The following is a 24,849-nucleotide window of genomic DNA, read 5'->3' as shown; positions in this document are numbered from 1 at the left end:
GTCCACGTCCTATCCGTTCTGCAATTCCGAAGCGCGCACCAACTCACGCAGCGCCTGTGCAGGGCCACGAGGGGCACGACCTCGGGCATCGGGCAACAGCGCGCCGCGCAAGTCATCCAGATCGTTGATGCGCAGGTGCACGCCAACCACCGATTCGCCGGTGAGATCACCCAACTCGCGGCAAGGTGCGTGCAGGCTGAGCACATCCACCGGTTTGTGCCTCAATCCAGTGGTGCTGCGCGTCTCGTAAATCAGCCCCTGATCCATCAGAGCGATCTCGGCCGCCTTGCCGTCCTCACAAAACAGATCCAAATGGACATCAGACCATCGCGTCGCCGTGCCTCGCCAGACGGCGCCACTGAGATGAGGCTGAAAATCCTGCAGCCGCTCCATCCACTTCAGGGCGAGACGCCGCAAGGCCAGCAATTCGCGCGGCTGGGTGTCGGCGCAAAACACGGCGATGTAGTCGCGCACTGCGTCTTCCAGCGCATCGTTGTCGGGCAAAGGCGTGCGCTGCGGCAAGCCCAGCGCCTTGGCGGCGCGGTGCTTGGCCGGACCGTACTCCAAGCCTTCTTCCACCACCATGCGGGCTGCGGCAGCCGCAATTTCATCTTGAGCATGCATGCCGCAGATTGTCACCCCTGGGGTTCGGCCTTGTCCTAGTGCGGGCAAGATGGGGGCATGCCGCCGATGCTGGTAGTTCGCCGCGAGCCATTTGACTGAACGCCACAGCCAACCCAGCTCACGGGCGTGCAAGCTTTGCACGTCGAGTCGATCCGAAGTTTCCGAGACACTGGTGGTCTCAGAGTCAGGCTGCGCGTCCGGAGCTTGCGCCAGTTGAACCACCCAAGCTCAGCGCGCGTGCCAAAGCACCGCGAAAAAGTGGCAAGCGGTGCCCGCCAGCACGAACAGGTGCCAGACGAAATGGGCGTAGCGCACCCGGTTGTCCAGCACGAAGAACACCACGCCCAGGGTGTAGGCCAGACCACCCGCCGCCAACCAGGCCAGACCGGCCGTCGACACGCGCTCAAGCATCGGCACGGCGGCGACCAGCACCAGCCAGCCCATCAGCAAGTACAGACCGGTGGACAGCCACTGGCTGGACAGCAGATTGCCCGCCTTCAACACCACTCCGAAGGCTGCCAAGCCCCACACCACGCCGAACAGGCTCCAACCCCACGCCCCACCCAGCACGCCCAGGGTGAAGGGGGTGTAGCTGCCGGCGATGAACAAATAGATCGAGCCATGGTCCAGGCGCATGAACAGCCGCTTGGCGCGCCCCTGTGGCAATGCGTGGTAGAGGGCCGAAATGCTGTAGAGCAGCAGCATCGTGACTGTGAAGATGCTCGCACCCACGATGTCGGCCGCACTGCCATGCAGGCTTGCATGAACGATCAACACCGGCATCGCAACCAGGGCGGCCAGGGCGCCCAAGCCATGGCTCACGCTGTTGGCGATTTCCTCGCCCCGGGTTTGGGGGCGCATGAGCTCGGGAGAGGACGCGATGGACTCAGCAAAAGCAGGCGCGGCGGCGGAGAAAGCGGTCATGGGTCGGCAAATGAAATTGGGGCGACCATCATAGGCCACCCCAATGACCACTGGGCGCCATGGCCTAAGCGCAAGAGTCGCCCAGTGCGAGCGGGGTCAATCCCGCCGAGTCACACCCTCAAGCCTTGGTGTCGAGCAAAGAGCCCAGCATGTCTTCCTGGGTCTTGAGAGTCTGCAGATTGGCCTTGAAGGCGTGGGAGGCCGACATCTGCTCGACCACTTCCCCCTCCAGAGTCACGCCCTCTTCACGGGCCTTGCCCAGGCGGGTGCGGGTCCCCGCAAGGTTGGGCGCGTCCTGCTGGGTGACCGTCTGGCGCTTGAAGCCGGGAGTGTTCAGGTTGGCCACGTTGTGCGCGGAACTGTCCAGCCGCAATTGCGCGGCCTGCAGACCTGAAATGCCAATGGAAGAAAGACTTGCCATCATGTGCTCCGCGCCAGGCGTTGGTGGATGCCGTGATTTTAGCCAAAGTGGCCTGGAAGCGCGTCAGGCCTGCGCTAGCATCGCGCCATGCACATTCACATCCTCGGCATTTGCGGCACCTTCATGGGCGGTGTCGCTGCCCTGGCCCGAGAAGCGGGCCACAAAGTCACCGGCTGCGACAGCGGCGTTTACCCCCCGATGAGCGATCAGCTGCGGGCCCTCGGCATCGAACTCATCGAAGGCTACGGCGCGGACCAGATGGCGTTGAAGCCCGATGTCTACGTGATCGGCAACGTCGTCAGCCGCGCCCGCGCCGCGGACGGCACACCGAAGTTCCCGCTGATGGAAGCCATCCTCGACAGCGGCGCGCCTTACACCAGCGGCCCGCAGTGGCTGGCCGAAAACGTGTTGCAGGGCCGCCATGTGCTGGCCGTCGCGGGCACGCATGGCAAGACGACGACAACCAGCATGCTGGCCTGGATTCTGGAACACGCGGGCCTTCAGCCGGGATTTTTGGTCGGCGGTGTGCCTCTCAATTTCGGAATCTCCGCAAGGCTGGGTGGCATGTCGAACAGAGACCAGGCTGGCGAGACGGGTGTGCCCGAACAGCACCGCCCTCTCTTCATCATCGAAGCCGACGAATACGACACGGCCTTCTTCGACAAGCGCAGCAAGTTCGTTCACTACCGGCCGCGTACCGCCATCCTGAACAACCTGGAATTCGACCACGCGGACATCTTCGATGATTTGGCTGCCATCGAACGTCAGTTCCACCACTTGGTGCGCACTGTGCCCGCTAGCGGCCGAGTGGTCTTCAATGGCCTGGAGGAAAGCCTGGCCCGCGTGCTGCATCAGGGTTGCTGGAGCGAACAGCGCAGCTTTGGCGCGGCCAGCAGCGACTTCCAGGCCCAGGGTGAACCGCAGGATTTCGAGGTACTGCGCCACGGTGTGTCTGTCGCCCACGTGCAATGGAAGGTGGGTGGCGTGCACAACCAGTTGAACGCGCTCGCGGCCATTGCCGCCGCCGAACACGTGGGCGTCACGCCCGCCCAGGCCGCGCTGGCCCTGCGGGAGTTCCAGAACGTCAAGCGGCGCATGGAGATCCGTGGCGTGGTGTCGCGCGATGGCGGCGGCATCACCGTCTACGACGATTTCGCTCACCATCCGACGGCCATCCGCACCACGCTGGATGGCCTGCGCAGGCAAGTAGGCCAAGCCCGCATCCTCGCCGTCTTCGAACCCCGCAGCAACACCATGAAGCTCGGCACCATGAAGGCGCAATTGCCCTGGAGCCTGGAGGACGCGAACCTCGCCTTCTGCCACACGGGTGGCCTGGGCTGGGATGCGCGCGAGGCCTTGGCGCCCATGGGCACGCGGGCACAGGTGGCCGACAGCATCGACGAACTGGTGAGCCAAGTCATCGCGGCGGCGCGCCCTGGCGACCACATCCTCTGCATGAGCAACGGTGGTTTCGGCGGCGTGCACCAGAAGCTGCTGAAGGCCTTGGGGGCACTGGCCACGGTAGTGTGATCGGCCATGGCGTGATGAAACGGCACCGGCCGGCAGGCGAGTGAGAGTCAGGCAGTCCGCCGCGCCGCCACCGCTTCCGACAAGACCCGCAGAGCCTGCAACGAGTCGTCCCAGCCTAGGCACGCGTCGGTGATGCTCTTGCCGTATTCCAGATCGCAGGCTTGGTCCTTGCCGGGCGTGAACTTCTGGGCGCCCGCTGTCAGGTGACTTTCCAGCATCACGCCGAAAATTCGGCGCGATCCGGCCTGGATCTGCCCCGCGATGTCTCGCGTCACGTCCATTTGCTTTTCATGCTGCTTGCTGCTGTTGGCGTGGCTGCAATCCACCATCAACGAGGCGGGCAGCTTGGCTGCTTCCAGGTCGGCGCAGGCCTTGGCCACGCTGTCGGCGTCGTAGTTGGGCGTCTTGCCGCCGCGCAGGATCACGTGGCAATCCTTGTTGCCCTGGGTCTGCACGATGGCCACCTGGCCGTTCTTGTGCACGGACAGGAAATGGTGGCCGCGCGAAGCGGCCTGGATGGCGTCGGTGGCGATGCGGATGTTGCCATCCGTGCCGTTCTTGAAGCCGATGGGCGCGGACAGGCCCGAGGCCAATTCGCGGTGCACCTGGCTTTCGGTGGTGCGCGCACCGATGGCGCCCCAGGAGATCAGGTCACCAATGTATTGAGGCGAAATCACGTCCAAGAACTCACTGCCCGCGGGCAAGCCCAGGCGGTTGATCTCGATCAGCAACTGGCGCGCGATGCGCAAGCCCTCGTCAATGCGGAAACTTTCGTCCAGGTAGGGATCGTTGATCAACCCCTTCCAGCCCACGGTAGTGCGCGGCTTCTCGAAGTAAACCCGCATCACGATCTCCAACGTGTCCTTGAACCGCTCACGCTGCTCCTTCAAGCGTTTGGCGTACTCGACCGCCGCTGCGGGATCGTGGATGGAACAGGGGCCAATGACCACCAGCAGTCGATCGTCCTTGCCCGCCATGATGCGGTGGATGCTCTGACGGGTCTTGGCAATCAGGGCCTCCACGGGCGTTCCCGCGATGGGAAAGAAGCGAATCAGATGTTCGGGCGGGGGCAACACGGTGATGTCCTTGATGCGTTCGTTGTCGATGCGGCTGGTCTTGTCGGCAGGCTGCGCATACCAGGTCTCGGTGGTGGCGTTCATCAAGGGCTCCAAGTGTTTGAATTAAGTTAAAAAAACAAGGCACAAAAAAACCGCCGGGGCTTTTCAGCTCCGGCGGTTCTTGGTGAGGGGTCTGTGTTTGCTTATGCTCGCGTCAGCGCCTCTCGTCCGCCGGGGACAGAGAACCAAAAGTAAAAATAAAAGTAGGCGCGAACGGCTTGCATGGCGGGCACTCTAGCACAAAAAGACACAGCCAAGAGAAAAACGCGGGCACCGGCAGAACCGGCTTTACCGGGCTGCAGGGTGTGCCCCCTGAGGGGCTGAGGGCAGCGGCTCCAAGCCTGCCTGCGCAGACTTGGACTGCCCAAAGAGCCTGCGGCCTCTGGCGCTGGCACCATGCGAGCTACACGAAGTGAGCGAGAGTCGGGGGCGAGCAACCATCACGCCGTGCCGCCGACCGTCAGGCCATCGATGCGCAAGGTGGGCTGGCCCACGCCCACGGGCACGCTCTGGCCTTCCTTGCCGCAGGTACCCACGCCGCTGTCGAGGCGCATGTCATTGCCAATCATGGACACGCGCGTCAGGGCATCGGGGCCATTGCCCACCAGGGTCGCGCCCTTGACGGGATACAGGATCTTGCCCTTCTCAACCCAATAGGCTTCGCTGGCCGAGAACACGAACTTGCCATTGGTGATGTCCACCTGCCCGCCGCCGAAGTTGGTCGCGTACAAGCCGCGGTCGATGCTGGCGACGATCTCCTCGGGGGTCTTGTCGCCACCGAGCATGTAGGTGTTCGTCATGCGCGGCATGGGAATGTGGGCGTAGCTCTCACGTCGGCCGTTGCCCGTGGGCGCGGTCTTCATCAGGCGTGCGTTCATGCTGTCCTGGATGTAGCCCTTGAGGATGCCATCCTCGATCAGCACATTGCGCTGGCTGGGATTGCCCTCGTCGTCCACATTGAGCGAACCGCGCCGGTCGGCGATGGTGCCGTCATCCAACACCGTCACGCCCTTGGCCGCCACGCGCTGGCCGATGCGACCGCTGAAGGCGCTCGACCCCTTGCGGTTGAAGTCGCCTTCCAAACCATGGCCGATGGCTTCGTGCAACAGAATGCCAGGCCAACCGGAACCCAGCACCACGGTCATCTCACCGGCCGGGGCGGGACGCGACTCCAGGTTGGTGAGGGCCGCGCTGACGGCCTCGTCCACATAACGGGTGATGGTCTCTTCATCGAAATAAGCCAGGCCGAAGCGCCCGCCACCTCCGGAGGAGCCCATTTCTCGGCGCACCGCGCCGTTCACGTTTTGCTCGGCGATCACCGTCACCGACAGTCGGACCAGCGGGCGCACATCCGCCGCCAAGGTGCCGTCGGCGCGGGCCACCAGCACCACGTCGTATTCACCGGCCAGACCGGCCATCACCTGCACCACGCGCGGGTCCTTGGCACGCGCAAGTTTTTCGACTTTCTCGAGCAAGGCCACCTTGGCGGTGCTGTCCAACGTCGCGATCGGATCGGCACCGGGGTACAGCGAACGGGAGCCGGCGATCTTGCGCTCGGCCGCCTTGACCCGGGCCGACTTGCCCGCCGCCGCGATGCTGCGCACCGTGCGCGCGGCGTCCAGCAAAGACGCCTCGGAGATGTCGTCGGAATATGCGAAGGCAGTCTTCTCGCCGCTGACGGCGCGCACGCCCACGCCCTGGTCGATGGAAAAGCTGCCGGTTTTGACGATGCCTTCTTCCAGGCTCCAGCCCTCGCTGCGGGTGTACTGGAAATAGAGATCGGCGTCATCCACCCGGTGAGCGCGGATTTCGGACAAGGCACGCAAAAGGTGCGATTCGTCCAAGCCGAAGGGGGTGAGCAGCAGCTCGCGGGCGACAGCCAGTCGCTCCAGGGTGGGTTCGCGTGAAATCATTGGGCCATTTTAGGGGCCGAATGGCATCTGTACAGGTGGTGCGGAAATGCCCTCAGGCTCAGCTTTGCACCAGCCTTTTGGTCTTGGCGATCGACATCATCATGCCCAGCGCAAGCCCCAGGGTCACCATCGCGGTTCCGCCGTAGCTGATGAAAGGCAGGGGCACGCCCACCACGGGCAGGATGCCGCTGACCATGCCCAGATTCACGAAGGCGTAGGTGAAGAAGATCATGGTGATGGCACCCGCCAACAGCCGTGAGAAAAGGGTCGGCGCTTCCAGCGCGATGGCCAAGCAGCGCAGCACCAGGAACAGGAAGGCAACCAGCAGGACCAAGCTGCCCAAGAGACCAAACTCTTCCGCGAAAGCGGCGAAGATGAAATCGGTGGTGCGCTCTGGAATGAACTCCAGATGGGTTTGGGTGCCCTGCATGTACCCCTGACCAAAAAAGCCGCCAGAACCGATGGCGATCATGCCCTGGATGATGTGGAAGCCCCGGCCCAGCGGGTCGCGCCAGGGGTCGAGCAAGGTGCAAACCCGTTGCTGCTGGTAGTCATGCAAGATCGGCCAGTTCACCCCCTCGGCGCACAGCGGTGTCTGAAAAACCACCAGCACCAGGACGACGAACAGCCCCACGGCCAGCGGCGGCACGATGAAACGCCAATTCAGGCCCGCGAAGTAAATCACCGAGAACCCGGTGGCAAACACCAACAGCGAGGTGCCCAGATCAGGCTGCTTCATGATCAGCCCAACCGGCAGCAGGAGCAAGGCGCCCGCCACCGCGAAGTCCGACGGGCGCAGCTGGCCTTCGCGTTTCTGGAACCACCAGGCCAGCATCAGCGGCAAGGCGATCTTGAGGATTTCGCTGGGCTGGATGACGACGCCCACATTGATCCAGCGCGTCGCTCCCTTGCGGGTGATGCCGAACAGCTCCACCGCGATCAGCAGCAGCACGCCCACGGCATACAGGGGCACGGCCATGGTCATGAGCCGGTGCGGAGGCACTTGCGCCACGATGAACATGATGCCGGCGGCCAAGAGCATGTTGCGGCCATGGTCAACGAAGCGGGTGCCATGGTCGTAACCCGAGGAGTACATCGTCAGCAAGCCGATGAACGCGAGCACCAGGACCGTGATGGCCAAGGGGCCGTCAAAGCCTTTGAAGAGAAACAGGATGCGCTGCCAGAGCGAGGGTTTTTCGACGACGACCAGGGGCATAGTGGCCGGATTATCCTTCCAACAGGTGCTCCCCGCGCAGCCTCGTGCCCAACCCCAGCCGTCATGGCCCCGATCACCTTAGTCAGGAGAACTTCCATGCCAACCCCGCCGACCACCCATGTGCTGTACCTGCACGGCTTTCGCTCGACACCGCAGTCGACCAAGGCTCGGCTGGTGGGCGAACGGATGGCGCGGTATTGGCCGCACATCGTCTTCCATTGCCCGCAATTGCCACCCTCCCCCCAACAGGCCATGGACGAGGTGATGCGCGACATCGCCGATTGGCCCCGCCGGTCGGCACATGGCCCCGCCGCAGACGGCGGCATGGCCGTCATCGGCTCCTCCCTGGGCGGTTACTACGCGACGTGGATCGCCGAGCAGACCGCCTGCCGCGCCGTCGTGCTGAACCCCGCCGTGCACGCGGCGCGTGACCTGGCCACGCAGGTGGGCGAACACACCAGCTGGCACGCCCCCCAAGAAAAATTCGTGTTCAAGCCGGAGTACGTGGAACAACTGCGGGCGCTGGCCGTGCCGGCCATCACGCGGCCCGAACGCTATTACGCCCTGATCGCCAAAGGCGACGAGGTGTTGGATTGGCGGGAAATGCTGGCGCATTACGCCAACCCTTACGGCCGGCTACTGCATGGCCGGCTGCTGGAAGGCAGCGACCACGCGATCAGCGACTTCCCGGACTATCTGGATGAGGTGCTGGATTTCTTGCACCTGACAACACGGTGAAAGGACGTACTTGCACACAATAGACCGCGCGGCGAGAGCTGGGGTAAAGCCGTCCGCCTCATGAGATTTGCTGCGCAAATCAAAATCGGCGGTGCGGCTTTACCCCAGCTCTCGCTGACAGGGGCAGCAATGTTCTTGCGGGCATCCGAGCCGCTGAGCAGGCACCGCTCGGGCGCGGGGCCTGGAAATCCCGACGATGTCGATTTGCGCAGCAAATCCTATGAGGAGGGTTGCCAGGCCCCGTGCCCGGGCGGTGCCTGCGGTACAACGGAATCGGCGTAACCCTCACCCCGGCGTGTTGCGCATCCAATCCGCGGTCTCGAAGAAAGACTTCTTCAACCGGACCTGCAGCGCCTCGGGCACGGCAACCTCTTGCATGGCCTGGGCCATGCAGGCCACCCACTGGTCCCGTTCGGCCAGGCCGATCTTGAAGGGCAGATGCCGCGCGCGCAGGCGTGGATGACCGAAGCGCTCCACGTAGTGCTGCGGACCGCCCAGCCAGCCGCAAAGAAACCAGAACAGCCGCTGCCGCGCGTTGTCCAAGCTGCTGCCGTGCGCGGCGCGCAAGGCGGCGTAGCCTGGCTCCAAGTCCATCAGATCGTAGAAGCGGGTCACCAAGGCCTGCACGCGGTGCTCGCCGCCCAGCCACTCGAACGGCGTGAGGAACTCACCCGCATCATTCTTCGGCGGCGGCTCCTCGATCTGGTTGAGTTTGACGATCCCGCTCACTGAAGTTCCTCCGCCCCATCGGCTGTCGTTGCTGTCGTTGCTGCACCTAATGTCGCGTGCACGCCTGTGCGGCTTCCCAGCGCCGCCGTCATGCCGCCGCCTTGCGCAAGGTGTCCACCACCGGCGCGCGCAGCACGGCACGCAAGCCCCACCAGCCAGCCCCCAGGGCCAGAGCGGCCCCGCTCAGGCCACCGACCGGCAACAGCCACAGGCTGCCACCCCATTCGAAATTGAACACGAAACGCGCCAGCGCCCAGCCCACCGCGCCAGACACCACGGCGGCCAGCACGCCCGCCAGCAGGCCCAGGCCCAGCAGTTCGGCGCGCTGCATCTGCCGCAGCAGCGCGCCCCCGGCGCCCACGGCACGCATCACGGCATATTCACGCGCGCGTTCTTCGCGGGTCGACGCCACGGCGGCGTAGAGCACCACCAGCCCCGCCGCGAGCGTGAAGCCGAACAAGAACTCCACGGCGCGGCTGACCTGGGCTAGCACTTGCTGCACCTGGGCCAAGGTCATGCTCAGGTCCACCACGGTGACGTTGGGAAACTCGCGAACGAGTTGGCTGTCGAAACGGCTGTTGTCCGCGGGCGCGCGAAAAGCCGCCAGATAGGTCACCGGCAAGTCGGGCATGTTGCTCACCGGGTAAAGCGCGAAGAAATTGGCGCGCATGGAGCCCCAATCGACCTTGCGCAGCGAGGTGATCGTGCTCTCCCGCTGCAGCCCCGCGATGTCGAAACGCAGGCGGTCACCCAGCTTGAGCCCCAGGGTGTCGGCAATGCCGTCTTCCATGCTGATTGCGTTCGGGTCCTCGTTCGTCCATTGCCCCCCGACGATGGGGTTGTGCGACGGGGCCTGCGCGCTGTAGGACAGGTTGAACTCCCGTTCCACCAGGCGCTGGGCACGGTCGTCCTGGTAATCGCTGGCCTGCACCGGCCGGTCATTCACGGCCACCAGGCGACCGCGGATCATGGGGTACCAGTCATGGTCCGCGGCCACGCCCGCGCGCGCCAGCGCGTCTTGGAAGCTCTGGGCCTGGTCGGGCTGGATGTTGATGACGAAGCGGTTGGGCGCGTTCACCGGCGTGGCCCTGCGCCAGCTGTCGATCAGGTCAGTGCGCAAAAGGGCCAGCAGCAGCAGGGCCAATAGGCCGATCGCCAGGCTGCTGACCTGCAGCACAGCGTAGACCGGGCGGGCCGAGAGCTGGCGCGTGGCCAGGATGAGCCAGCGCGGCGCGCGGTCCTCCCGCACCACGCGGCGCAAGACCGCCACCGCACCCCAGGCGGCGCAGGCGAACACGCCCACGGCCAGGGCGAAACCACCCACGGTGATCAGGCCCAGGGTCCAGTCACGGCTCGCCGCCAGCAGCAGCGCGGCGAAGCCCGCCAATCCCAGGCCGAGTACCCCCAGCGACAAGGGACGCGGCTCACCCACCTCGCGCCGGATCACGCGCAGCGCGGGCACGCGGGCCAGCTGCAGCACGGGCGGCAGGCCAAAGGCGATCATGAGGGTCAGGCCCACGCCCAGGCCGAAGCCCACCGGCCACAGGCCCGGCGCGGGCAGCGCGGCATCCACCAGACCGGCCAACAACAGCACGAAGACATGGTGCGCGGCCCAACCCAGGGCCGCGCCCAGCAAGCCGCCCCCCAGCCCGATCAGCAAGAACTCCAGCGTGTGGGCACGCGCGATGGTGGCCTGGGACAGGCCGAGCACGCGCAGCATGGCGCAGCTGTCCAAATGCGCGTTGGCGAAAGCCCGCGCCGCCAAGCCCACGGCCACCGCGGACAACAAGGCGGCCAGCAGGGCCACGAGCTGAAGGAATTTCTCGGCGCGCTCCAGGGTGTTCGACAACTCCGGACGCCCGCCATCCAGCGCCTCGATGCGGGTGCCGCGCGCGTGCTCCGCCTCGATCCAGGCCTTGGCCTGGGCGACGAAGCGGCGCACCTCGGCCTCACCCGCCGCGCCGTCCTCGGCGGCGACGGCGTAGCGGTAATTGACCCGGCTGGCGGGCTGCACCAGTTGGGTGGCGGCCAGATCGGCCCGGTTCATCAGCACGCGCGGCGCGAAATTGACGAAACCGCCGCCACGGTCCGGCTCCACGCCGATGACGCGGGTGATGCGCAGGCGGGCTTCGCCCAACAGCAGCTCCGAGCCCACGCGGGTGCCCAAGGCGTCGAGCAATCCGGGGTCGACCCAGACCTCACCGGGTGCGGGGATGTCGCCGGTCGCCACGGGCGCCACGCCCTCGCTCGTGCTGGCGGTGAGCCGACCTCGCAACGGGTAACCTGCCTCGACGGCTTTGAGCGCGACCAAGCGGGTGCTCCCGCCGTCGGCGTCATCGGTTCTGGCCATGGTGGGAAAGCCCAGCGAGGCCGAGGCCCGAAGGCCATGCCGCGCCGCCAGCGCCTGCAAGGCCGCCGGCGTGGGCTGGTCGCTGACCACCACGGCATCGCCCCCCAGCAATTGCAAGGCGTCGCGCTGCATGCCGCGGTTCAAGCGGTCGGCGAAGAAGCTGACAGCCGTCAGCGTGGCCACCGCCAGCGTGACCGCCAACAACAGCAGGCGCAGCTGCCCGGCGCGCCAGTCACGCCGCAGGTTGGTGAAACCCAAACGCAGGAAGGAAATAGTCATGGGCGGTTACCTTAGCCGATTTGCCTGAGCCCACGGCGGGCAGGGGTGAATTCACACCCGGGCCAGTCAGTCGATCCGCGGGGGGCCGCAGACCGGGGCGACTCGGGCACGCATCGTCCCGCTCAGGTGCGCCTCTCCTGCTCCCGATCAGGACTGCAGCGCGCCACTGTGGGCGGCCGCATGGCTCAGCCACTCGGGGTCCTGCGCCAGGGCGAGAGCGGCTTCCAGCGGACGCGAGCGCCGGTCCTGGGTATTGCGCGCGGGGTTTTGCACCATGAAGCCAATCGGCGTGCGCACGACCGGGCCGACCAGGGGCCGGGCTTCCAACTCACGGTAAGTCCGAACCGCGCCCACCAAGGCACCCGGCATGATGCTGCTGACCGAGCCACCGACCGCGGCCAGGGCCAGGCTGAGCACCGAGTTGGTTTCCATCACTGGCCGCACGCGCAAGCCCGCCTGTCCAAAGGCACCGTCCAGGATGTGACGGTTGTACATCTCCGGACTCATCAGGCACAGCGGCAAGGCCGCGGCTTCGCGCCAGTCCATGGGCGGGCCGAAACACAGGCCCTCGGGCGAGGCCGCGACATCAACTGAGGCATCGACCCGGCGCACCAGAAAATAATGCTCGACGTATTGGGGCAGCGTCTGCAAGGCACCTGGTCGCACCCGTTCGATGAACCCCAGGCCCATGTCCAGGGTCAGGTCTTCCAAGCCGGATTCGATCTCCTGCGAGCTCATGGAACGCACCACCGGCGTGATGCCGAGGTGACGTGCCTGCAGCATGGCGGCGAAACGCGCGGCGACCGGTTCTGCCGAGGGCACGACGCCGATGCCCAGGCGGCCCTGGATGCGCCCGCCCACGCTTTTCAGGTCTTGCTTGAGCAACTGTTCCTCGCGCAGCATGCGGCGCGCGCTCTCCAGCAGGCGCTCACCTTCTGGGGTGAACCCGACGAAGGTGCGGCCACGGCGCACGATGGGGCTGCCGAACTCCTCCTCCAGCGCGCGCAGGGCGTTGGACAGCGCAGGCTGGGTGACGAAACAGGCTTGCGCGGCGCGCGCGAAGTGCTTGTGCTCGTCGAGCGCGACCAGGTAGCGCATGGAAACCAGAAGATTCATGGCGATGGCGAGGTGTCCGGCGTCAGCCAGGGCGGCGAGAGGCTTGCCGCCAGGCGATCCGGCGGCATGCAAGAGATCAGCGATCCAGAACTCGGTCCGGTCCCGTGAGGCCCGGCCCAGCTGCAGTTCAAGTGTCCTTGGAAATCGAGATGCCGGGGAACTTGGCCGAGTAATCCTTGTTGCGCGCCGCGATGGCCAGCGCCACCTGACGGGCCACGTTCTTGTAGATGCCCGCGACCTCGCTGTCGGGGTCGGCCACCACGCTGGGCTTGCCGCTGTCGGCCTGGATGCGGATCTGCATGCTCAGGGGCAGCGCGCCCAGATAGGGCATGCCTTGCTCCGCGGCCATGCGCTTGCCGCCGTCCACGCCAAAGATGTGCTCGATGTGGCCGCAGTTGCTGCAAATGTGCACGGCCATGTTCTCGACCAGGCCCAGGATGGGCACGCCGACCTTCTCGAACATGGACACGCCCTTCTTGGCGTCCAGCAGGGCGATGTCCTGCGGGGTGGTGACGATGACGGCGCCGGTGACCGGCACGCGTTGCGACAGGGTCAGTTGGATGTCGCCCGTGCCCGGGGGCATGTCAACGATGAGGTAGTCCAGGTCGTTCCAGTTGGTCTGGCGCAGCATCTGCTCCAGCGCCTGGGTGGCCATGGGGCCGCGCCAGACCATGGCCTGGTCCGGGTCGACCAGCAGTCCGATGGACATGACTTGCACGCCATGGTTCTGCATGGGGTTCATGGTCTTGCCGTCCGTGCTCTCGGGCCGGCCCGACACGCCCATCATCATGGTTTGGCTGGGGCCGTAGATGTCCGCGTCCAGCAGTCCGACCCTGGCGCCTTCGGCCGCCAACGCCAGCGCCAGATTGGCCGCCGTGGTGCTCTTGCCCACGCCGCCCTTGCCCGAGGCCACGGCCACGATGTTGCGCACACCCGGCAGCAGCTGCACGCCTCGCTGCACGGCATGCGCCACGACCTTGGTCTGAATATTGACGGAGACGTTGCTCACGCCCTCGACCCGCCGCACGGCGGCGATCAGCGCGGCACGCAGGGCTGGGTGCTGGCTTTTGGCCGGATAGGCGAGTTCGATGTCGAAGGACACGTCGCTGCCCTGCGCGCCCGCGCCGATGGCGAGGTTCCTGACCTGCTTGCCCGACACGAAATCCTTGCCCGTGTTGGGGTCGACCACTTGTTGCAAGGCCTGCTGGACGGCCTGTTCTGTCACTGCCATGTTCTTGCTTGGTTGCGCCTCGCGGCGGGTGTCTCGGAAAGGGCTGTAGTCTAGGGCCAGTCCGGGCAGCGTGCTGCGGACCCGCTCATCCTGTTCCCATCGTTTTCCCGGCCTCGCATAATGCGGGTCCATGGCTGAAGTGCATAGCCCCGACAAGAACAACGTCTCTTCCCACGGCGGGCCGCCCCCGGTGGGCCTCTTACTGACCGGCGGTGGCGCTCGCGCCGCCTACCAGGTCGGCGTGCTGCAGGCCATCGTCGAGTTGCGCCGCAAGCACCAGCCCCCGCCGCCCGGATCGCCCCCCAACGCGCCCCAGCCCAGCCCTTTTTCCATCATCACCGGCACCTCGGCCGGGGCCATCAACGCCGCGGCCCTGGCCTGCAGCGCCGACGATTTCCGCCTGGCCGTCACCCGGCTGTCGCGGGTGTGGTCGCACTTCGAGGCCGGGCAGGTCTACGGCGCGGACACCTTGAGCGTGCTGCGCACCGGCGCGCGCTGGATGAGCCTGATCTCCATGGGCTGGATGGTGGCGCGCTGGCGGCGCATCAAGCCGCGCTCGCTGCTGGACAACAGCCCGCTGGCGGAGCTGCTCAACCGGATGATTCCCTTGGAGCGCCTGCCTGGGCTGATCGCCGACGGTCATTTGCAGGCGCTGGCCATCACCGCATCGAGCTACAGCTCGGGCAACCACGTCACGTTTTTCGAAGGCGCCGAACACCTCCAACCCTGGATGCGTTCGCAGCGTCTGGCCGTGCGCGCGCCCATCACCCGCGAGCACCTGCTGGCGTCCTCGGCCATTCCCTTCATTTTCCCGGCCCAGCCGCTGCCCATCCACGACAACATCGAATACTTCGGCGACGGCTCCATGCGGCAGACGGCGCCGATCGCCCCGGCCATCCACCTGGGCTCGGAGCGCATCCTCGTCATCGGCGCGGGCCGCATGAGCGAACCCGCCGACACGATGATTTCGCAACCGGCCTTGAGTTACCCCTCCCTTGCACAGATCGCCGGCCATGCCATGTCCAGCATCTTCCTGGACTCGCTGGCCGTGGACGTCGAACGCATCCTGCGCATCAACCAAACCCTGAGCCTGATTCCCAGCGAGGCGCGCAGGGCCAGCAGCCTGCGGCCGGTCGAATTGCTGGTGATCTCGCCTTCCGAGCGCATCGACCGGATCGCGGCCGAACACACACAGGACCTGCCGCACATGGTGCGGGCACTGCTGGGAGCGCTGGGGGGAGCACCCACGGGCACCGAGCAAGGCAAGGTCAGCGCCAACAGCGGCGCGTTGACGAGTTATCTGCTGTTCGAAGCCGCCTTCACCCGCGAACTGATGGCGTTGGGCCACAAGGACGCGTTGCGGCAGGAAGACGCCATCCGCAAATTCTTCGGCTGGACCTGAAGCCGGTCTGGCCCGCTCGCCTGCCGGTACCGCTCGGCCCTGGCGCACCGGACTCACCTTTCACAGCCCTTCACCTCCCCCCTCGCCCCGCCCCTTACCGCCCTCGCCAACCGCCCGAAACATGTCACTCAAGAACCTGTCCGTCACCGTCAAACTGTTCCTGGGCTTTGGCCTGCTGCTGGGCCTGAGCGTGCTGATCGCTTCTTCGGGCTTTTTTGGCCTGGCCGCGTCCAAGGAATCCATGCGCCGCCTCAAGGTCTATGGCGGCATGTACGACCAGACCGTGGCCGCGCGCGACGCCAACTTCTCCTACGCGCTGGACCGCGACCGCGCCCATCTGGCGCCCCATGCCGAGGCCGTGCGCCAGATTGAGCGGGGACTGCAAGACATCAAGGACGAAATCGCAGCCGGGCAGGGCTGGACCGATGCCGACAGCGCCTGGGTCGGCGCCCTGAGCGCGCGGCTGCGCGATTACGCGACGGAGCACGCGCAGACCCTGAGCCTGGGGGACGAAGCCCGCGTCACGGCGGGCCTGCGCGCGCTCAACACGCGCATGCTGGATCTGCAGAACGAAATCAACCTCCACTATGCCGAGGAAGAAGCGCGCCTGGAGGGTGCCAGCGTCACCGCGAATTGGATGCTGGGCCTGACCACCCTGGTCTCCCTGGCGGCGGGCCTGGTCTTGGCCTTGTTGATCGCGCGCCAAATCGTGCACCCCCTGCACGAAGCCTTGCGGGTTGGCCGCCGGGTCGCCGACGGCGATCTGACCGTGCGCCTGAACAGCGACCGCAAGGACGAGTTGGGTGAGCTAACCCGGGTGCTGGCCTCGGTCGTGCACGGACTGCACGGCATGATCGACAAGATCCGCGTGAGCGCGGCGGAAATCCACGGCGCGGCGGGACAGGTCGTGGGCGGCAGCCAGCATTTGTCGGAGCGCACCATGCACACGGCCGCAGCGCTGGAGGAAACCCGCGCGGCGCTGGAGCAATTGGGCGGCGTGATCGAGGAAACGGTCGCGCACACGGGCCAGGCGCAGGGTCTGACCGAGAGCGCCAAGGACATCGTGCGACAGAACGGCGAGACCATGGCTTCGGTCACCGCGAGCATGGCCGAAATCAACCGTTCCTCGAAAAAGATGTTCGAAATCATCAACGTGATCGAGGGCATCGCCTTCCAGACCAATCTGCTGGCTCTCAATGCGGCCGTCGAGGCCGCGCGGGCGGGTGAACAGGGCCGCGGTTTCGCGGTGGTGGCGGGCGAGGTGCGCGCGCTGGCGGGGCGCAGCGGTTCAGCCGCCAAGGAAATCCGAGAACTCATCACCGGCAGCGTCGCCCAGGCCGACCACGGCGCGACCCTGGTCGGTTCGGCCAACACAGCGATGCAGGAGATGGTGGCGAACGTGGAGGAGATGCGCACGCTGATGGCCCGCATCGCTCAGGCCAGCCGGCAGCAGCACCAAGACATCGGCCAGTCCAACCGGGCGATGGCGCAGATCGACGCCACCACCCAGCAGAACGCCGCCCTGGTCGAGGAGTCTGCCTCGGCCGCGGCCGCGCTGGAACAGCAAGCCCGGGTGCTGTCCCAGGCCGTCGGCGCCTTCCGTCTGGCCACGAACACGGCGCTTGCAGGCCGGCCTGCCGCGCTGGCGCGCCGCGAAGACCGGCTGGCGCTGCCGTCCTGATCTTCTGATTCTCTCCGGCACCCGGCCTGGCACACGGGGCGGGGCCCCGCTTTCCAAGGCGGGAGACCCTCAGCGCGCGGCCTGTGCGGGACAGGGAAAGGGCGGCGCGGGGTGCAGACCGATAAAATCGCCGGTTCCCCGCCGAGGAACGCCCCCCAAGGATGCCCATGCCCCGCAAGCTTTTCGTCACCACCGCCCTGCCCTACGCCAACGGCAACTTCCACATCGGCCACATCATGGAGTACATCCAGGCCGACATCTGGGTGCGGTTCCAGCGCATGCGGGGGCATGAGGTGCATTTCGTCGGTGCCGATGACGCCCACGGCGCGCCCATCATGATCGCGGCCGAAAAGGCGGGCAAGACGCCGCAGCAGTTCGTGGCCGACATCGCCGCCGGTCGCAAGCCCTACCTCGATGGCTTCCACATCGCCTTCGACAACTGGAGCAGCACCGACAGCCCCGAGAACCACGCGCTCTCGCAAGCCATCTACCGCGACCTCAAGGCCGCGGGTTTGATCGCCACCAAGACGATCGAGCAGTTCTACGACCCGCAGAAGAACATGTTCCTGCCGGACCGCTTCATCAAGGGCGAATGCCCGAAGTGCGGCGCCAAGGACCAGTACGGCGACAGCTGCGAGGTCTGCGGCGCGGTGTACGCGCCGACCGAACTGAAGAACCCCTATTCCGCGCTGTCGGGCGCGACGCCCGTGCTCAAGAGTTCGGAGCACTATTTCTTCAAGCTCTCGGACCCGCGTTGCCTGGAGTTCCTGCAAAACTGGACGCAGGACGGCAAGTTGCAGACCGAAGTCGCCAACAAGATCCGCGAATGGTTCACCAAGGACGCGGACGGCAAGGGTGGCCTGGGGGATTGGGACATCTCGCGCGACGCGCCTTATTTCGGCATCGAGATTCCCGACGCGCCGAGCAAGTATTTCTACGTCTGGCTGGACGCGCCGGTGGGCTACCTGGCCTCGCTCAAGAACTACCTGGGCAAGATTGGCATCGACTACGAGCGCTACATCGCCGACCCGGCGGTCGAGCAGGTGCACTTCATCGGCAAGGACATCGTGTACTTCCACACCCTGTTCTGGCCCGCCATGCTGCATTTCAGCGGCCGCAAGACGCCGAACCAGGTCAACGTGCACGGCTTCCTGACCGTCAACAACGGCGAGAAGATGAGCAAAAGCCGGGGCACCGGCCTGGACCCGCTCAAGTACCTGTCGCTGGGCATGAACCCCGAGTGGCTGCGTTATTACCTCGCGGCCAAGCTCTCGGGCAAGAACGAGGACATCGACTTCAACCGCGAGGACTTCATGCTGCGGGTCAACAGCGACCTGATTGGCAAGTACGTCAACATCGTCTCGCGCGCGGCGGGGTTCCTGTCCAAGCGTTTCGGCGGCCGACTCACCCAGAGCTTCGACGCCCAGGGTGCGGCACTGCTGCAGGACATCCACGCCGCCGCGCCCGCGCTGGCCGCGCTTTACGACGGCCGCGACTACGGCAAGGCGCTGCGCGACATCATGGCGCTGGCCGACCGCGTGAACGGCTACACCGACGAGCACAAACCCTGGGAACTCGCCAAGGACCCGCTCAACGACGCCCGCCTGCACCAGGTCTGCTCGGTGCTGGTCAATGCTTTCGCCGCGCTCACGCGCTACCTGACCCCGGTGCTGCCCGCCCTGGCCCGGCAGGTGGAGACGCTGACCGGTCTGCCCATGGGCCGTTGGGATGTCCAACAATCGGTAGCCGCCATCCAGCCTTACCAGCACCTGATGCAGCGCGTGGACCCCAAATTGCTGGACGCCTTGTTTGAACCGCCCGCGGGAGCCTCTGCCTTGACCGAAGCCACCACCGGAAACGCCACCCCAGACGCCGCGGGGTCGGCTCTGCCGGGCGCGAATGCGAATGCCACCCTGCCGGGCGGCGAACCCATCGCCGACACCATCTCCATCGACGACTTCGCCAAGATCGACCTGCGCATCGCCCAGATCGTGAACTGCGAAGCGGTGGAAGGCTCCACCAAGCTGCTGCGCCTCACCCTGGACGTGGGTGAAGGCCGGACGCGGAATGTGTTTTCGGGGATCGCCAGCGCCTACAAGCCCGAAGACCTGATTGGCAAGCTCACCGTGATGGTGGCCAACCTCGCGCCACGCAAGATGAAGTTCGGCGTCAGCGAAGGCATGGTGCTGGCCGCCAGCCACGCGGATGAAAAAGCGCAGCCCGGCATCCATGTGCTGAACCCTTGGCCCGGCGCGCAGCCAGGCATGCGGGTGCGCTGACCTGCCGGGCGGCGGAAGAAGAAAACGGGGCATACCGCATCCGTGGTATGCCCCGTTCACCTGACTTAGCCGTGTGACAGCAGCTGGAGTAAATGTAACCAAGCCGGGGCGCCCTGACCATCCCCACAAAGGGGGGGCTTACCAGGCTTGTGACATAGTGCACGCGAATTGTTCGCAAGCACGCGGGGCAAAGCCCTGCCAAATGGGCGGCCCCTTGTCATAAACTCGACGGCACGCTCGGCCGCCATGCGCATGCCCATGACGCCGCGTCGCATGCCCCAGCCCCGGCCGACCCATCTGCCCTTCTGGTGGACTGACATCCACCGCTCCCCCAGCCTGAACCTGCGCCTGGGGCTGTGCCTGTGCTTCATCGCCGGGGCAGCCAACGCGGGCGGGTTTCTCGCCATTGGGCAATACACCTCCCACGTCACGGGCATGGTCTCGTCCATCGCGGACCACCTGGTTCTCGGCCAGTTGACGCTGGTGCTGGCCAGCCTGGCGGCCTTGGGGGCTTTCGTCGCCGGGGCCATGACCACCTCCCTGATGGTCAACTGGTCTCGCCGCCGCCACCTGCGCAGCGCCTACGCGCGACCGCTGCTGCTGGAAGCCGGGCTGCTGCTGGTCTTCGGCGTCTTTGGTGCGAGCCTGCAGGCTTGGCCCTGGGCGCAGGCCAGTCTGTTCACGCCGCTGACGGTGTTGCTGCTGTGCTACCTGATGGGCCTGCAAAACGCGGTCATCACCAAGATCTCGCACGCCGAGATTCGCACCACCCATGTCACCGGCCTGGTGACGGACATCGGCATCGAGCTGGGCAAGCTGGTCTACCCCAATCGCTCGCCCATCCCGGGGCGGGTGCGCGTCAACCGGGTCAAGCTGCGCATGCACCTGCTGCTGGTGACGGCCTTCCTGCTGGGCGGTTTGATGGGCGCGCTGGGCTTCAAGTATTGGGGCTACGCCACGACCCTGCCCCTGGTCGCGCTGCTGCTGCTGCTGGTGGCCGGTCCCTTGCTGCATGACCTGCGGCACGGCCACTGGGCCCCTGACGCGCAAACGGAATGGCAGGCTTCCGAATTGCTGCGCCCGGACCCGCCGCCGCACACGGACACAGCCCCCTCGGAAGACCGTGGGCGGTGAATGCCCACCGTCCCGCCCAGCTCAGTCCAGCCATGGAGCGCAACCCGCGCCACCGCCCCCCGGCACGGGTGCGGGCGGGGTCGGGCTGGGCCCCGCTAAAATGCCCGCTTCTCTCTTCCGGTGTGCCCGCCATGCATCTGTTCCGCTACCCTGACTACAAGTCCGAAGCCACCCAGTTCATCCAGAAACTGAAGGCCGAGAAGCCCAGCCTGGAAGAAGAGCAACGCCAGGGCCGCGCCCTGCTGTGGGACAAAGCCGTCGACGCCCAGGCCTGGCAGGGCTACCAAGCCGCGCGCGTGGCGCAGAAGCCCTACGTCTACCAGACCAGCGACACCCCGCAGCAGGCGCGTTGAGCGGCCTGTGACCGGGCTGCGCCGCGCATGAGCGAACCCCAGACCAGCGCCTCCAGTTCCCTGGAGGACGGCGGTGATCTCTTGGCCACCGAGTCCGGCATGCCGGAGGTGGTGGACCATGTCGCGGTGGCCCGCCTCTATGGCGAACCGCTGTTCCAGCTGCCGCAGGACCTCTACATCCCGCCGGACGCGCTGGAGGTCTTCCTCGAGGCCTTCGAAGGCCCGCTGGACCTGCTGCTCTACCTGATCCGCAAGCAGAACTTCAACATCCTCGACATCCCGATGGCGGCGGTCACGCGCCAGTACCTGACCTACGTGGAGCAGGTCCGCAAGCGCAACCTCGAATTGGCCGCCGAGTACCTGCTGATGGCGGCGATGCTGATCGAGATCAAGTCGCGCATGCTGCTGCCGCCCAAGAAGACGGCCGAGGGCGAAGAGGCCGAGGACCCGCGCGCCGAGCTGGTGCGCCGCCTGCTGGAGTACGAGCAGATCAAGCTGGCCGCCGCGCGACTGGGGGAGTTGCCGCATTACGGCCGCGACTTCCTCAAGGCGCAGGTGTACATCGAGCAATCGATGCAGCCGCGTTTCCCCGACGTGCACATCGTCGACCTGCAAGGCGCCTGGGCGGACATCCTCAAGCGTGCCAAGCTGGTCCAGCACCACAAGATCACGCGCGAGGAGCTGTCCGTGCGCGAGCACATGAGCATCGTGCTCAAGGCCCTGCAAGGCCGCAAGTTCGTCGAGTTCGAGAAACTCTTCAACCCCGCGCAGGGTGTCCCCGTGCTGGTCGTGACCTTCATCGCCTTGCTGGAGCTGGCCAAGGAAAGCCTGATCGAGATCACCCAGGCCGAGGCCTATGCCCCCATCTACGTGCGGCTGAGCTACACGCCCGCCTGACAGCCTGGGCAAGCCTCGTCTATAGTCGGCCCCCACATTGCACCGGCCGGCCCGCACCGCGCCAAAAACCCTCTCGATTCCTCCTCGTGAGCAGCCCGTGACCTCTCCCACGCACCATTCCTTCGACGTCCTCATCGTGGGCAGCGGCCTGGCAGGCCTGTCCGCCGCCCTGCACCTGGCGCCCACGCACCGCGTGGCCGTGATCACCAAGCGCGAACTCAGCGATGGCTCCAGCGGCTGGGCCCAAGGTGGCATCGCCGCCGTGATGGGCGAGGGCGACACGCTGGAACAGCATGTGGACGACACCTTCGTCGCGGGCGCGGGCCTGTGTGATGAAGCGGCCACGCGCTTCGTGGTCGAGCACGCGGCCGAGAACATCCATTGGTTGGAAGGACTGGGCGTGCCCTTCTCGCGCGAGGACGGTCACCTGCACCTGACCCGCGAGGGCGGTCACAGCGAACGGCGCATCGTCCACGTCACCGACGCCACCGGCGCGGCCGTGCAGGCCACGCTGCGCACCAAGGTGCGCATGCAGCCCAACATCACGCTGTTCGAACACCATGTGCTGGTGGACCTGATCACCAGCGCGAAGCTCGGAGGCGACAAAGCCTCGAATCGCTGCTTGGGCCTGTACGCGCTGAACGAAGCCACGGACACCGTGGAGAGCTTCGCCGCCCCGCACACCATCCTGGCCACGGGCGGCGCGGGCAAGGTCTATCTCTACACCACCAACCCGGACACCTCCACCGGGGACGGCATCGCGGCCGCGTGGCGCGCGGGCTGCCGTGTCGGGAACATGGAGTTCATCCAGTTCCACCCGACCTGCCTCTATCACCCGCACGCCAAGAGCTTCCTGATCAGCGAAGCCGTGCGCGGCGAAGGCGCGCTGCTGCGCCTGCCGCCCGAAGCGGGTGGCACGCGCTTCATGCCCGAGCACGACCCGCGCGCCGAACTGGCCACACGCGACATCGTGGCGCGCTCCATCGACTACGAAATGAAGCGCCACGGCGTGGACTGCGTCTACCTCGACATCACGCACAAACCCAAGGCCTTTTTGCAGGAGCATTTCCCCAACATCTATGCCCGCTGCCTGGAACTGGGCATCGACATGGCCAAGGACTGGATTCCCGTCGTGCCCGCCGCCCACTTCACCTGCGGCGGCGTGGTGACGGATCTGGGCGGCCGCACCGACCTGCACGGCCTGTACGCCATCGGCGAAACGGCCTACACCGGCCTGCATGGCGCGAACCGCCTGGCCAGCAACTCGCTGGTGGAATGCATGGTCTACGCCCGCGCCGCGGCCGACGCGATCCGTGGCGACCAGGCCGCGCCGCTGCCCGACCTGCCGGCCTGGGACGACAGCCGCGTGACGGACGCCGACGAGTCGGTGGTGATCTCGCACAACTGGGACGAACTGCGCCGCTTCATGTGGGACTACGTGGGCATCGTGCGCACCAACAAGCGGCTGGAACGCGCCGCGCACCGCATCGATTTGCTGAACTCGGAAATTCAGGAGTTCTATTCCAGCTTCCACGTCACGCGCGACCTGCTCGAGCTGCGCAACCTCGTGCAGGTGGCCGAGCTGATCGTGCGCAGCGCGCAGGCTCGCCATGAAAGCCGGGGCCTGCACTACAGCCGCGACTACCCTGACCTGCTGCCCGAGGCCAAGCCGACCTTCCTCACGCCTGCCCCCTGATTCCAGACCCCACCATGAACGCCCCTTCCACGACCGAACACGCGGTGGTCACGCAGACCATCACCCTGCACAAGCCCAAAGCCCAGGCCCCCACGCATCCCAAGACCGAACGTTGGAGCTTGGACGCCATCGAAGCCCTGCTCCATCTGCCTTTTCCCGAACTGCTGCACCGCGCGCAGACCGTGCACCGCGCGCACTTCGACCCGACGCAGGTTGAGTTCGCCACCCTGCTCTCGGTCAAGACCGGCGGTTGCCCCGAGGACTGCGGCTACTGCCCGCAATCGGCTTCTTATGAAACAGGCGTCAAAGCCAGCAAGCTGATGGAACTGCAGGAGGTGCTGTTCGCCGCGCAACGCGCCAAGGATGCGGGCGCCACGCGCTTCTGCATGGGCGCGGCCTGGCGTGCGCCCAAGGACCGCGATGTTGAAAAAATCGCCGAGCTGGTGCGCGGTGTCAAGGACCTGGGCCTGGAGACCTGCGCCACCTTGGGGATGCTGGATGAAGGCCATGCTGAGCAGTTGCGTGACGCGGGCCTGGACTATTACAACCACAACCTCGACACCGCGCCCGATTTCTACGGCGACATCATCAGCACGCGCGACTACCAGGACCGCCTCGACACCCTGGCCCGCGTGCGCCAGGCGGGCGTCAAGATCTGCTCGGGCGGCATCGTGGGCATGGGCGAGACCGTGCGGCATCGGGCGGGGCTGATCGCCGAACTGGCCAACCTCGATCCCTATCCCGAGTCCGTGCCGATCAACAACCTGGTGCGCGTGGAAGGCACTCCGCTGGCCGACCAAGACCCGCTGGACCCCTTCGACTTCGTGCGCACCATCGCCGTGGCGCGCATCACCATGCCCAAGGCGCGCGTGCGCCTCTCGGCCGGCCGCCAGCAAATGGGTGACGGCATCCAGGCGCTGTGCTTCCTGGCCGGCGCCAACTCCATTTTTTACGGCGACAAGCTGCTGGTCACCGGCAACCCGGACACCGATGCCGATCTGCAACTGCTGAATCGCCTGGGCATGCGCGCGGCGCAGCAGCCTCTGGGCAAGACCTGAGGGAAAAACCGGCGCGCCCAAGAGGGCTCACCCCCGCGCGCCGATTGCGCTACATTCGCGCCTCACGCGACCTCCGGAGACAACTGTGAGCAGCACGGCCCCGACGAACAACACCGGCGCACCCCCGACCGCCGCCAGTGGCGGCGCTTCCCCCCCCCCC

Annotated in this window: 20 protein-coding genes; 10 read left to right on the top strand and 10 right to left on the bottom strand. The window is 66.2% G+C overall.

Annotated features, from left to right (window positions below):
- Nucleotides 1-9: 9 nt before the first annotated feature.
- The 3 genes from HGR_RS11910 to HGR_RS11900 form a co-directional block, all read right to left on the bottom strand.
- On the bottom strand, nucleotides 10-624 hold the full coding sequence (locus tag HGR_RS11910) for a hypothetical protein (RefSeq protein ID WP_081463530.1): 615 nt from the start codon (nucleotides 622-624) through the stop codon (nucleotides 10-12).
- Between the two features lie 228 nt (nucleotides 625-852).
- Nucleotides 853-1,485 carry a PAQR family membrane homeostasis protein TrhA gene (trhA, locus tag HGR_RS11905; RefSeq protein ID WP_039853391.1) on the bottom strand — a complete coding sequence of 211 codons (633 nt, stop codon included), beginning with the start codon at nucleotides 1,483-1,485 and terminating at the stop codon, nucleotides 853-855.
- A 181-nt stretch (nucleotides 1,486-1,666) separates the two neighbouring features.
- On the bottom strand, nucleotides 1,667-1,969 hold the full coding sequence (locus HGR_RS11900) for a flagellar basal body protein (RefSeq protein ID WP_039853389.1): 303 nt from the start codon (nucleotides 1,967-1,969) through the stop codon (nucleotides 1,667-1,669).
- 87 nt (nucleotides 1,970-2,056) lie between these two features.
- On the opposite strand from HGR_RS11900, the gene mpl reads away from it, so the two are divergent.
- On the top strand, nucleotides 2,057-3,499 hold the full coding sequence (mpl, locus tag HGR_RS11895; protein ID WP_006298502.1) for a UDP-N-acetylmuramate:L-alanyl-gamma-D-glutamyl-meso-diaminopimelate ligase: 1,443 nt from the start codon (nucleotides 2,057-2,059) through the stop codon (nucleotides 3,497-3,499).
- A 47-nt stretch (nucleotides 3,500-3,546) separates the two neighbouring features.
- Here mpl and HGR_RS11890 read toward each other — a convergent pair whose 3' ends face one another.
- From HGR_RS11890 to rodA, 3 genes are all read right to left on the bottom strand, one after another.
- Complete coding sequence (locus HGR_RS11890; RefSeq protein ID WP_006298501.1) at nucleotides 3,547-4,659, bottom strand: 3-deoxy-7-phosphoheptulonate synthase; 1,113 nt, start codon at nucleotides 4,657-4,659, stop codon at nucleotides 3,547-3,549.
- Between the two features lie 398 nt (nucleotides 4,660-5,057).
- Nucleotides 5,058-6,530, bottom strand: coding sequence for a metalloprotease TldD (tldD, locus tag HGR_RS11885; RefSeq protein WP_006298500.1), 1,473 nt, complete (start codon nucleotides 6,528-6,530; stop codon nucleotides 5,058-5,060).
- Nucleotides 6,531-6,588: 58 nt separating this feature from the next.
- Entirely contained in the window at nucleotides 6,589-7,746 is a 1,158-nt protein-coding gene (gene rodA, locus HGR_RS11880; RefSeq protein ID WP_006298499.1) for a rod shape-determining protein RodA, read from the bottom strand.
- Nucleotides 7,747-7,842: 96 nt separating this feature from the next.
- Here rodA and HGR_RS11875 point away from each other — a divergent pair, with 96 nt between their 5' ends.
- Complete coding sequence (locus tag HGR_RS11875) at nucleotides 7,843-8,484, top strand: YqiA/YcfP family alpha/beta fold hydrolase (protein WP_006298498.1); 642 nt, start codon at nucleotides 7,843-7,845, stop codon at nucleotides 8,482-8,484.
- Between the two features lie 285 nt (nucleotides 8,485-8,769).
- On the opposite strand, the gene HGR_RS11870 is transcribed toward HGR_RS11875, so the two are convergent.
- The 4 genes from HGR_RS11870 to apbC form a co-directional block, all read right to left on the bottom strand.
- A complete protein-coding gene (locus HGR_RS11870; RefSeq protein WP_050797453.1) occupies nucleotides 8,770-9,204 on the bottom strand; it encodes a group II truncated hemoglobin in 435 nt (144 codons plus the stop codon).
- Between the two features lie 97 nt (nucleotides 9,205-9,301).
- Nucleotides 9,302-11,842, bottom strand: a complete 2,541-nt coding sequence (locus tag HGR_RS11865) for an ABC transporter permease (RefSeq protein ID WP_006298496.1) — start codon at nucleotides 11,840-11,842, stop codon at nucleotides 9,302-9,304.
- A gap of 147 nt (nucleotides 11,843-11,989) precedes the next feature.
- Nucleotides 11,990-12,958: a LysR substrate-binding domain-containing protein gene (locus HGR_RS11860; protein WP_039853387.1), complete on the bottom strand. Its 969-nt coding sequence runs from the start codon at nucleotides 12,956-12,958 to the stop codon at nucleotides 11,990-11,992.
- 127 nt (nucleotides 12,959-13,085) lie between these two features.
- Entirely contained in the window at nucleotides 13,086-14,189 is a 1,104-nt protein-coding gene (gene apbC, locus HGR_RS11855; protein ID WP_006298494.1) for an iron-sulfur cluster carrier protein ApbC, read from the bottom strand.
- A 130-nt stretch (nucleotides 14,190-14,319) separates the two neighbouring features.
- Between apbC and HGR_RS11850 the strand changes: the two genes are divergently transcribed.
- From HGR_RS11850 to bioB, 8 genes are all read left to right on the top strand, one after another.
- Nucleotides 14,320-15,591 carry a patatin-like phospholipase family protein gene (locus HGR_RS11850; protein WP_006298493.1) on the top strand — a complete coding sequence of 424 codons (1,272 nt, stop codon included), beginning with the start codon at nucleotides 14,320-14,322 and terminating at the stop codon, nucleotides 15,589-15,591.
- A 121-nt stretch (nucleotides 15,592-15,712) separates the two neighbouring features.
- Nucleotides 15,713-17,272: a methyl-accepting chemotaxis protein gene (locus tag HGR_RS11845; protein ID WP_006298492.1), complete on the top strand. Its 1,560-nt coding sequence runs from the start codon at nucleotides 15,713-15,715 to the stop codon at nucleotides 17,270-17,272.
- Nucleotides 17,273-17,439: 167 nt separating this feature from the next.
- A complete protein-coding gene (gene metG / locus HGR_RS11840; protein WP_039853384.1) occupies nucleotides 17,440-19,551 on the top strand; it encodes a methionine--tRNA ligase in 2,112 nt (703 codons plus the stop codon).
- A gap of 252 nt (nucleotides 19,552-19,803) precedes the next feature.
- On the top strand, nucleotides 19,804-20,685 hold the full coding sequence (locus tag HGR_RS11835; RefSeq protein ID WP_169312699.1) for a YoaK family protein: 882 nt from the start codon (nucleotides 19,804-19,806) through the stop codon (nucleotides 20,683-20,685).
- A gap of 131 nt (nucleotides 20,686-20,816) precedes the next feature.
- Nucleotides 20,817-21,038 (top strand): DUF3460 family protein, encoded by a 222-nt coding sequence (locus HGR_RS11830; protein WP_006298489.1) that lies wholly within the window; start codon nucleotides 20,817-20,819, stop codon nucleotides 21,036-21,038.
- Between the two features lie 27 nt (nucleotides 21,039-21,065).
- Nucleotides 21,066-21,935 (top strand): segregation and condensation protein A, encoded by an 870-nt coding sequence (locus HGR_RS11825; protein WP_006298488.1) that lies wholly within the window; start codon nucleotides 21,066-21,068, stop codon nucleotides 21,933-21,935.
- 97 nt (nucleotides 21,936-22,032) lie between these two features.
- The gene (gene nadB / locus HGR_RS11820) at nucleotides 22,033-23,631 is read left to right on the top strand and encodes an L-aspartate oxidase (RefSeq protein WP_006298487.1); all 1,599 of its coding nucleotides are present in this window, start codon (nucleotides 22,033-22,035) and stop codon (nucleotides 23,629-23,631) included.
- Nucleotides 23,632-23,645: 14 nt separating this feature from the next.
- On the top strand, nucleotides 23,646-24,689 hold the full coding sequence (bioB, locus tag HGR_RS11815) for a biotin synthase BioB (RefSeq protein ID WP_006298485.1): 1,044 nt from the start codon (nucleotides 23,646-23,648) through the stop codon (nucleotides 24,687-24,689).
- Nucleotides 24,690-24,849: the final 160 nt, after the last annotated feature.

It is taken from the genome of Hylemonella gracilis ATCC 19624 (assembly GCF_000211835.1).
Taxonomy (GTDB): Bacteria; Pseudomonadota; Gammaproteobacteria; order Burkholderiales; family Burkholderiaceae_C; genus Hylemonella; species Hylemonella gracilis.
Note: the sequence above shows the minus strand (reverse complement) of the source record. Positions and strands in the feature narration are given on the sequence as shown.

What these genes read in the sequence shown, in the direction of transcription:
- HGR_RS11910 (WP_081463530.1), bottom strand. Translation starts at nt 624, where the DNA reads ATGCATGCTCAAGATGAAATTGCGGCTGCCGCAGCCCGCATGGTGGTG.
- trhA (WP_039853391.1), bottom strand. Translation starts at nt 1,485, where the DNA reads ATGCGCCCCCAAACCCGGGGCGAGGAAATCGCCAACAGCGTGAGCCAT.
- HGR_RS11900 (WP_039853389.1), bottom strand. Translation starts at nt 1,969, where the DNA reads ATGGCAAGTCTTTCTTCCATTGGCATTTCAGGTCTGCAGGCCGCGCAA.
- mpl (WP_006298502.1), top strand. Translation starts at nt 2,057, where the DNA reads ATGCACATTCACATCCTCGGCATTTGCGGCACCTTCATGGGCGGTGTC.
- HGR_RS11890 (WP_006298501.1), bottom strand. Translation starts at nt 4,659, where the DNA reads ATGAACGCCACCACCGAGACCTGGTATGCGCAGCCTGCCGACAAGACC.
- tldD (WP_006298500.1), bottom strand. Translation starts at nt 6,530, where the DNA reads ATGATTTCACGCGAACCCACCCTGGAGCGACTGGCTGTCGCCCGCGAG.
- rodA (WP_006298499.1), bottom strand. Translation starts at nt 7,746, where the DNA reads ATGCCCCTGGTCGTCGTCGAAAAACCCTCGCTCTGGCAGCGCATCCTG.
- HGR_RS11875 (WP_006298498.1), top strand. Translation starts at nt 7,843, where the DNA reads ATGCCAACCCCGCCGACCACCCATGTGCTGTACCTGCACGGCTTTCGC.
- HGR_RS11865 (WP_006298496.1), bottom strand. Translation starts at nt 11,842, where the DNA reads ATGACTATTTCCTTCCTGCGTTTGGGTTTCACCAACCTGCGGCGTGAC.
- HGR_RS11860 (WP_039853387.1), bottom strand. Translation starts at nt 12,958, where the DNA reads ATGAATCTTCTGGTTTCCATGCGCTACCTGGTCGCGCTCGACGAGCAC.
- apbC (WP_006298494.1), bottom strand. Translation starts at nt 14,189, where the DNA reads ATGGCAGTGACAGAACAGGCCGTCCAGCAGGCCTTGCAACAAGTGGTC.
- HGR_RS11850 (WP_006298493.1), top strand. Translation starts at nt 14,320, where the DNA reads ATGGCTGAAGTGCATAGCCCCGACAAGAACAACGTCTCTTCCCACGGC.
- HGR_RS11845 (WP_006298492.1), top strand. Translation starts at nt 15,713, where the DNA reads ATGTCACTCAAGAACCTGTCCGTCACCGTCAAACTGTTCCTGGGCTTT.
- metG (WP_039853384.1), top strand. Translation starts at nt 17,440, where the DNA reads ATGCCCCGCAAGCTTTTCGTCACCACCGCCCTGCCCTACGCCAACGGC.
- HGR_RS11835 (WP_169312699.1), top strand. Translation starts at nt 19,804, where the DNA reads ATGCCCATGACGCCGCGTCGCATGCCCCAGCCCCGGCCGACCCATCTG.
- HGR_RS11830 (WP_006298489.1), top strand. Translation starts at nt 20,817, where the DNA reads ATGCATCTGTTCCGCTACCCTGACTACAAGTCCGAAGCCACCCAGTTC.
- HGR_RS11825 (WP_006298488.1), top strand. Translation starts at nt 21,066, where the DNA reads ATGAGCGAACCCCAGACCAGCGCCTCCAGTTCCCTGGAGGACGGCGGT.
- bioB (WP_006298485.1), top strand. Translation starts at nt 23,646, where the DNA reads ATGAACGCCCCTTCCACGACCGAACACGCGGTGGTCACGCAGACCATC.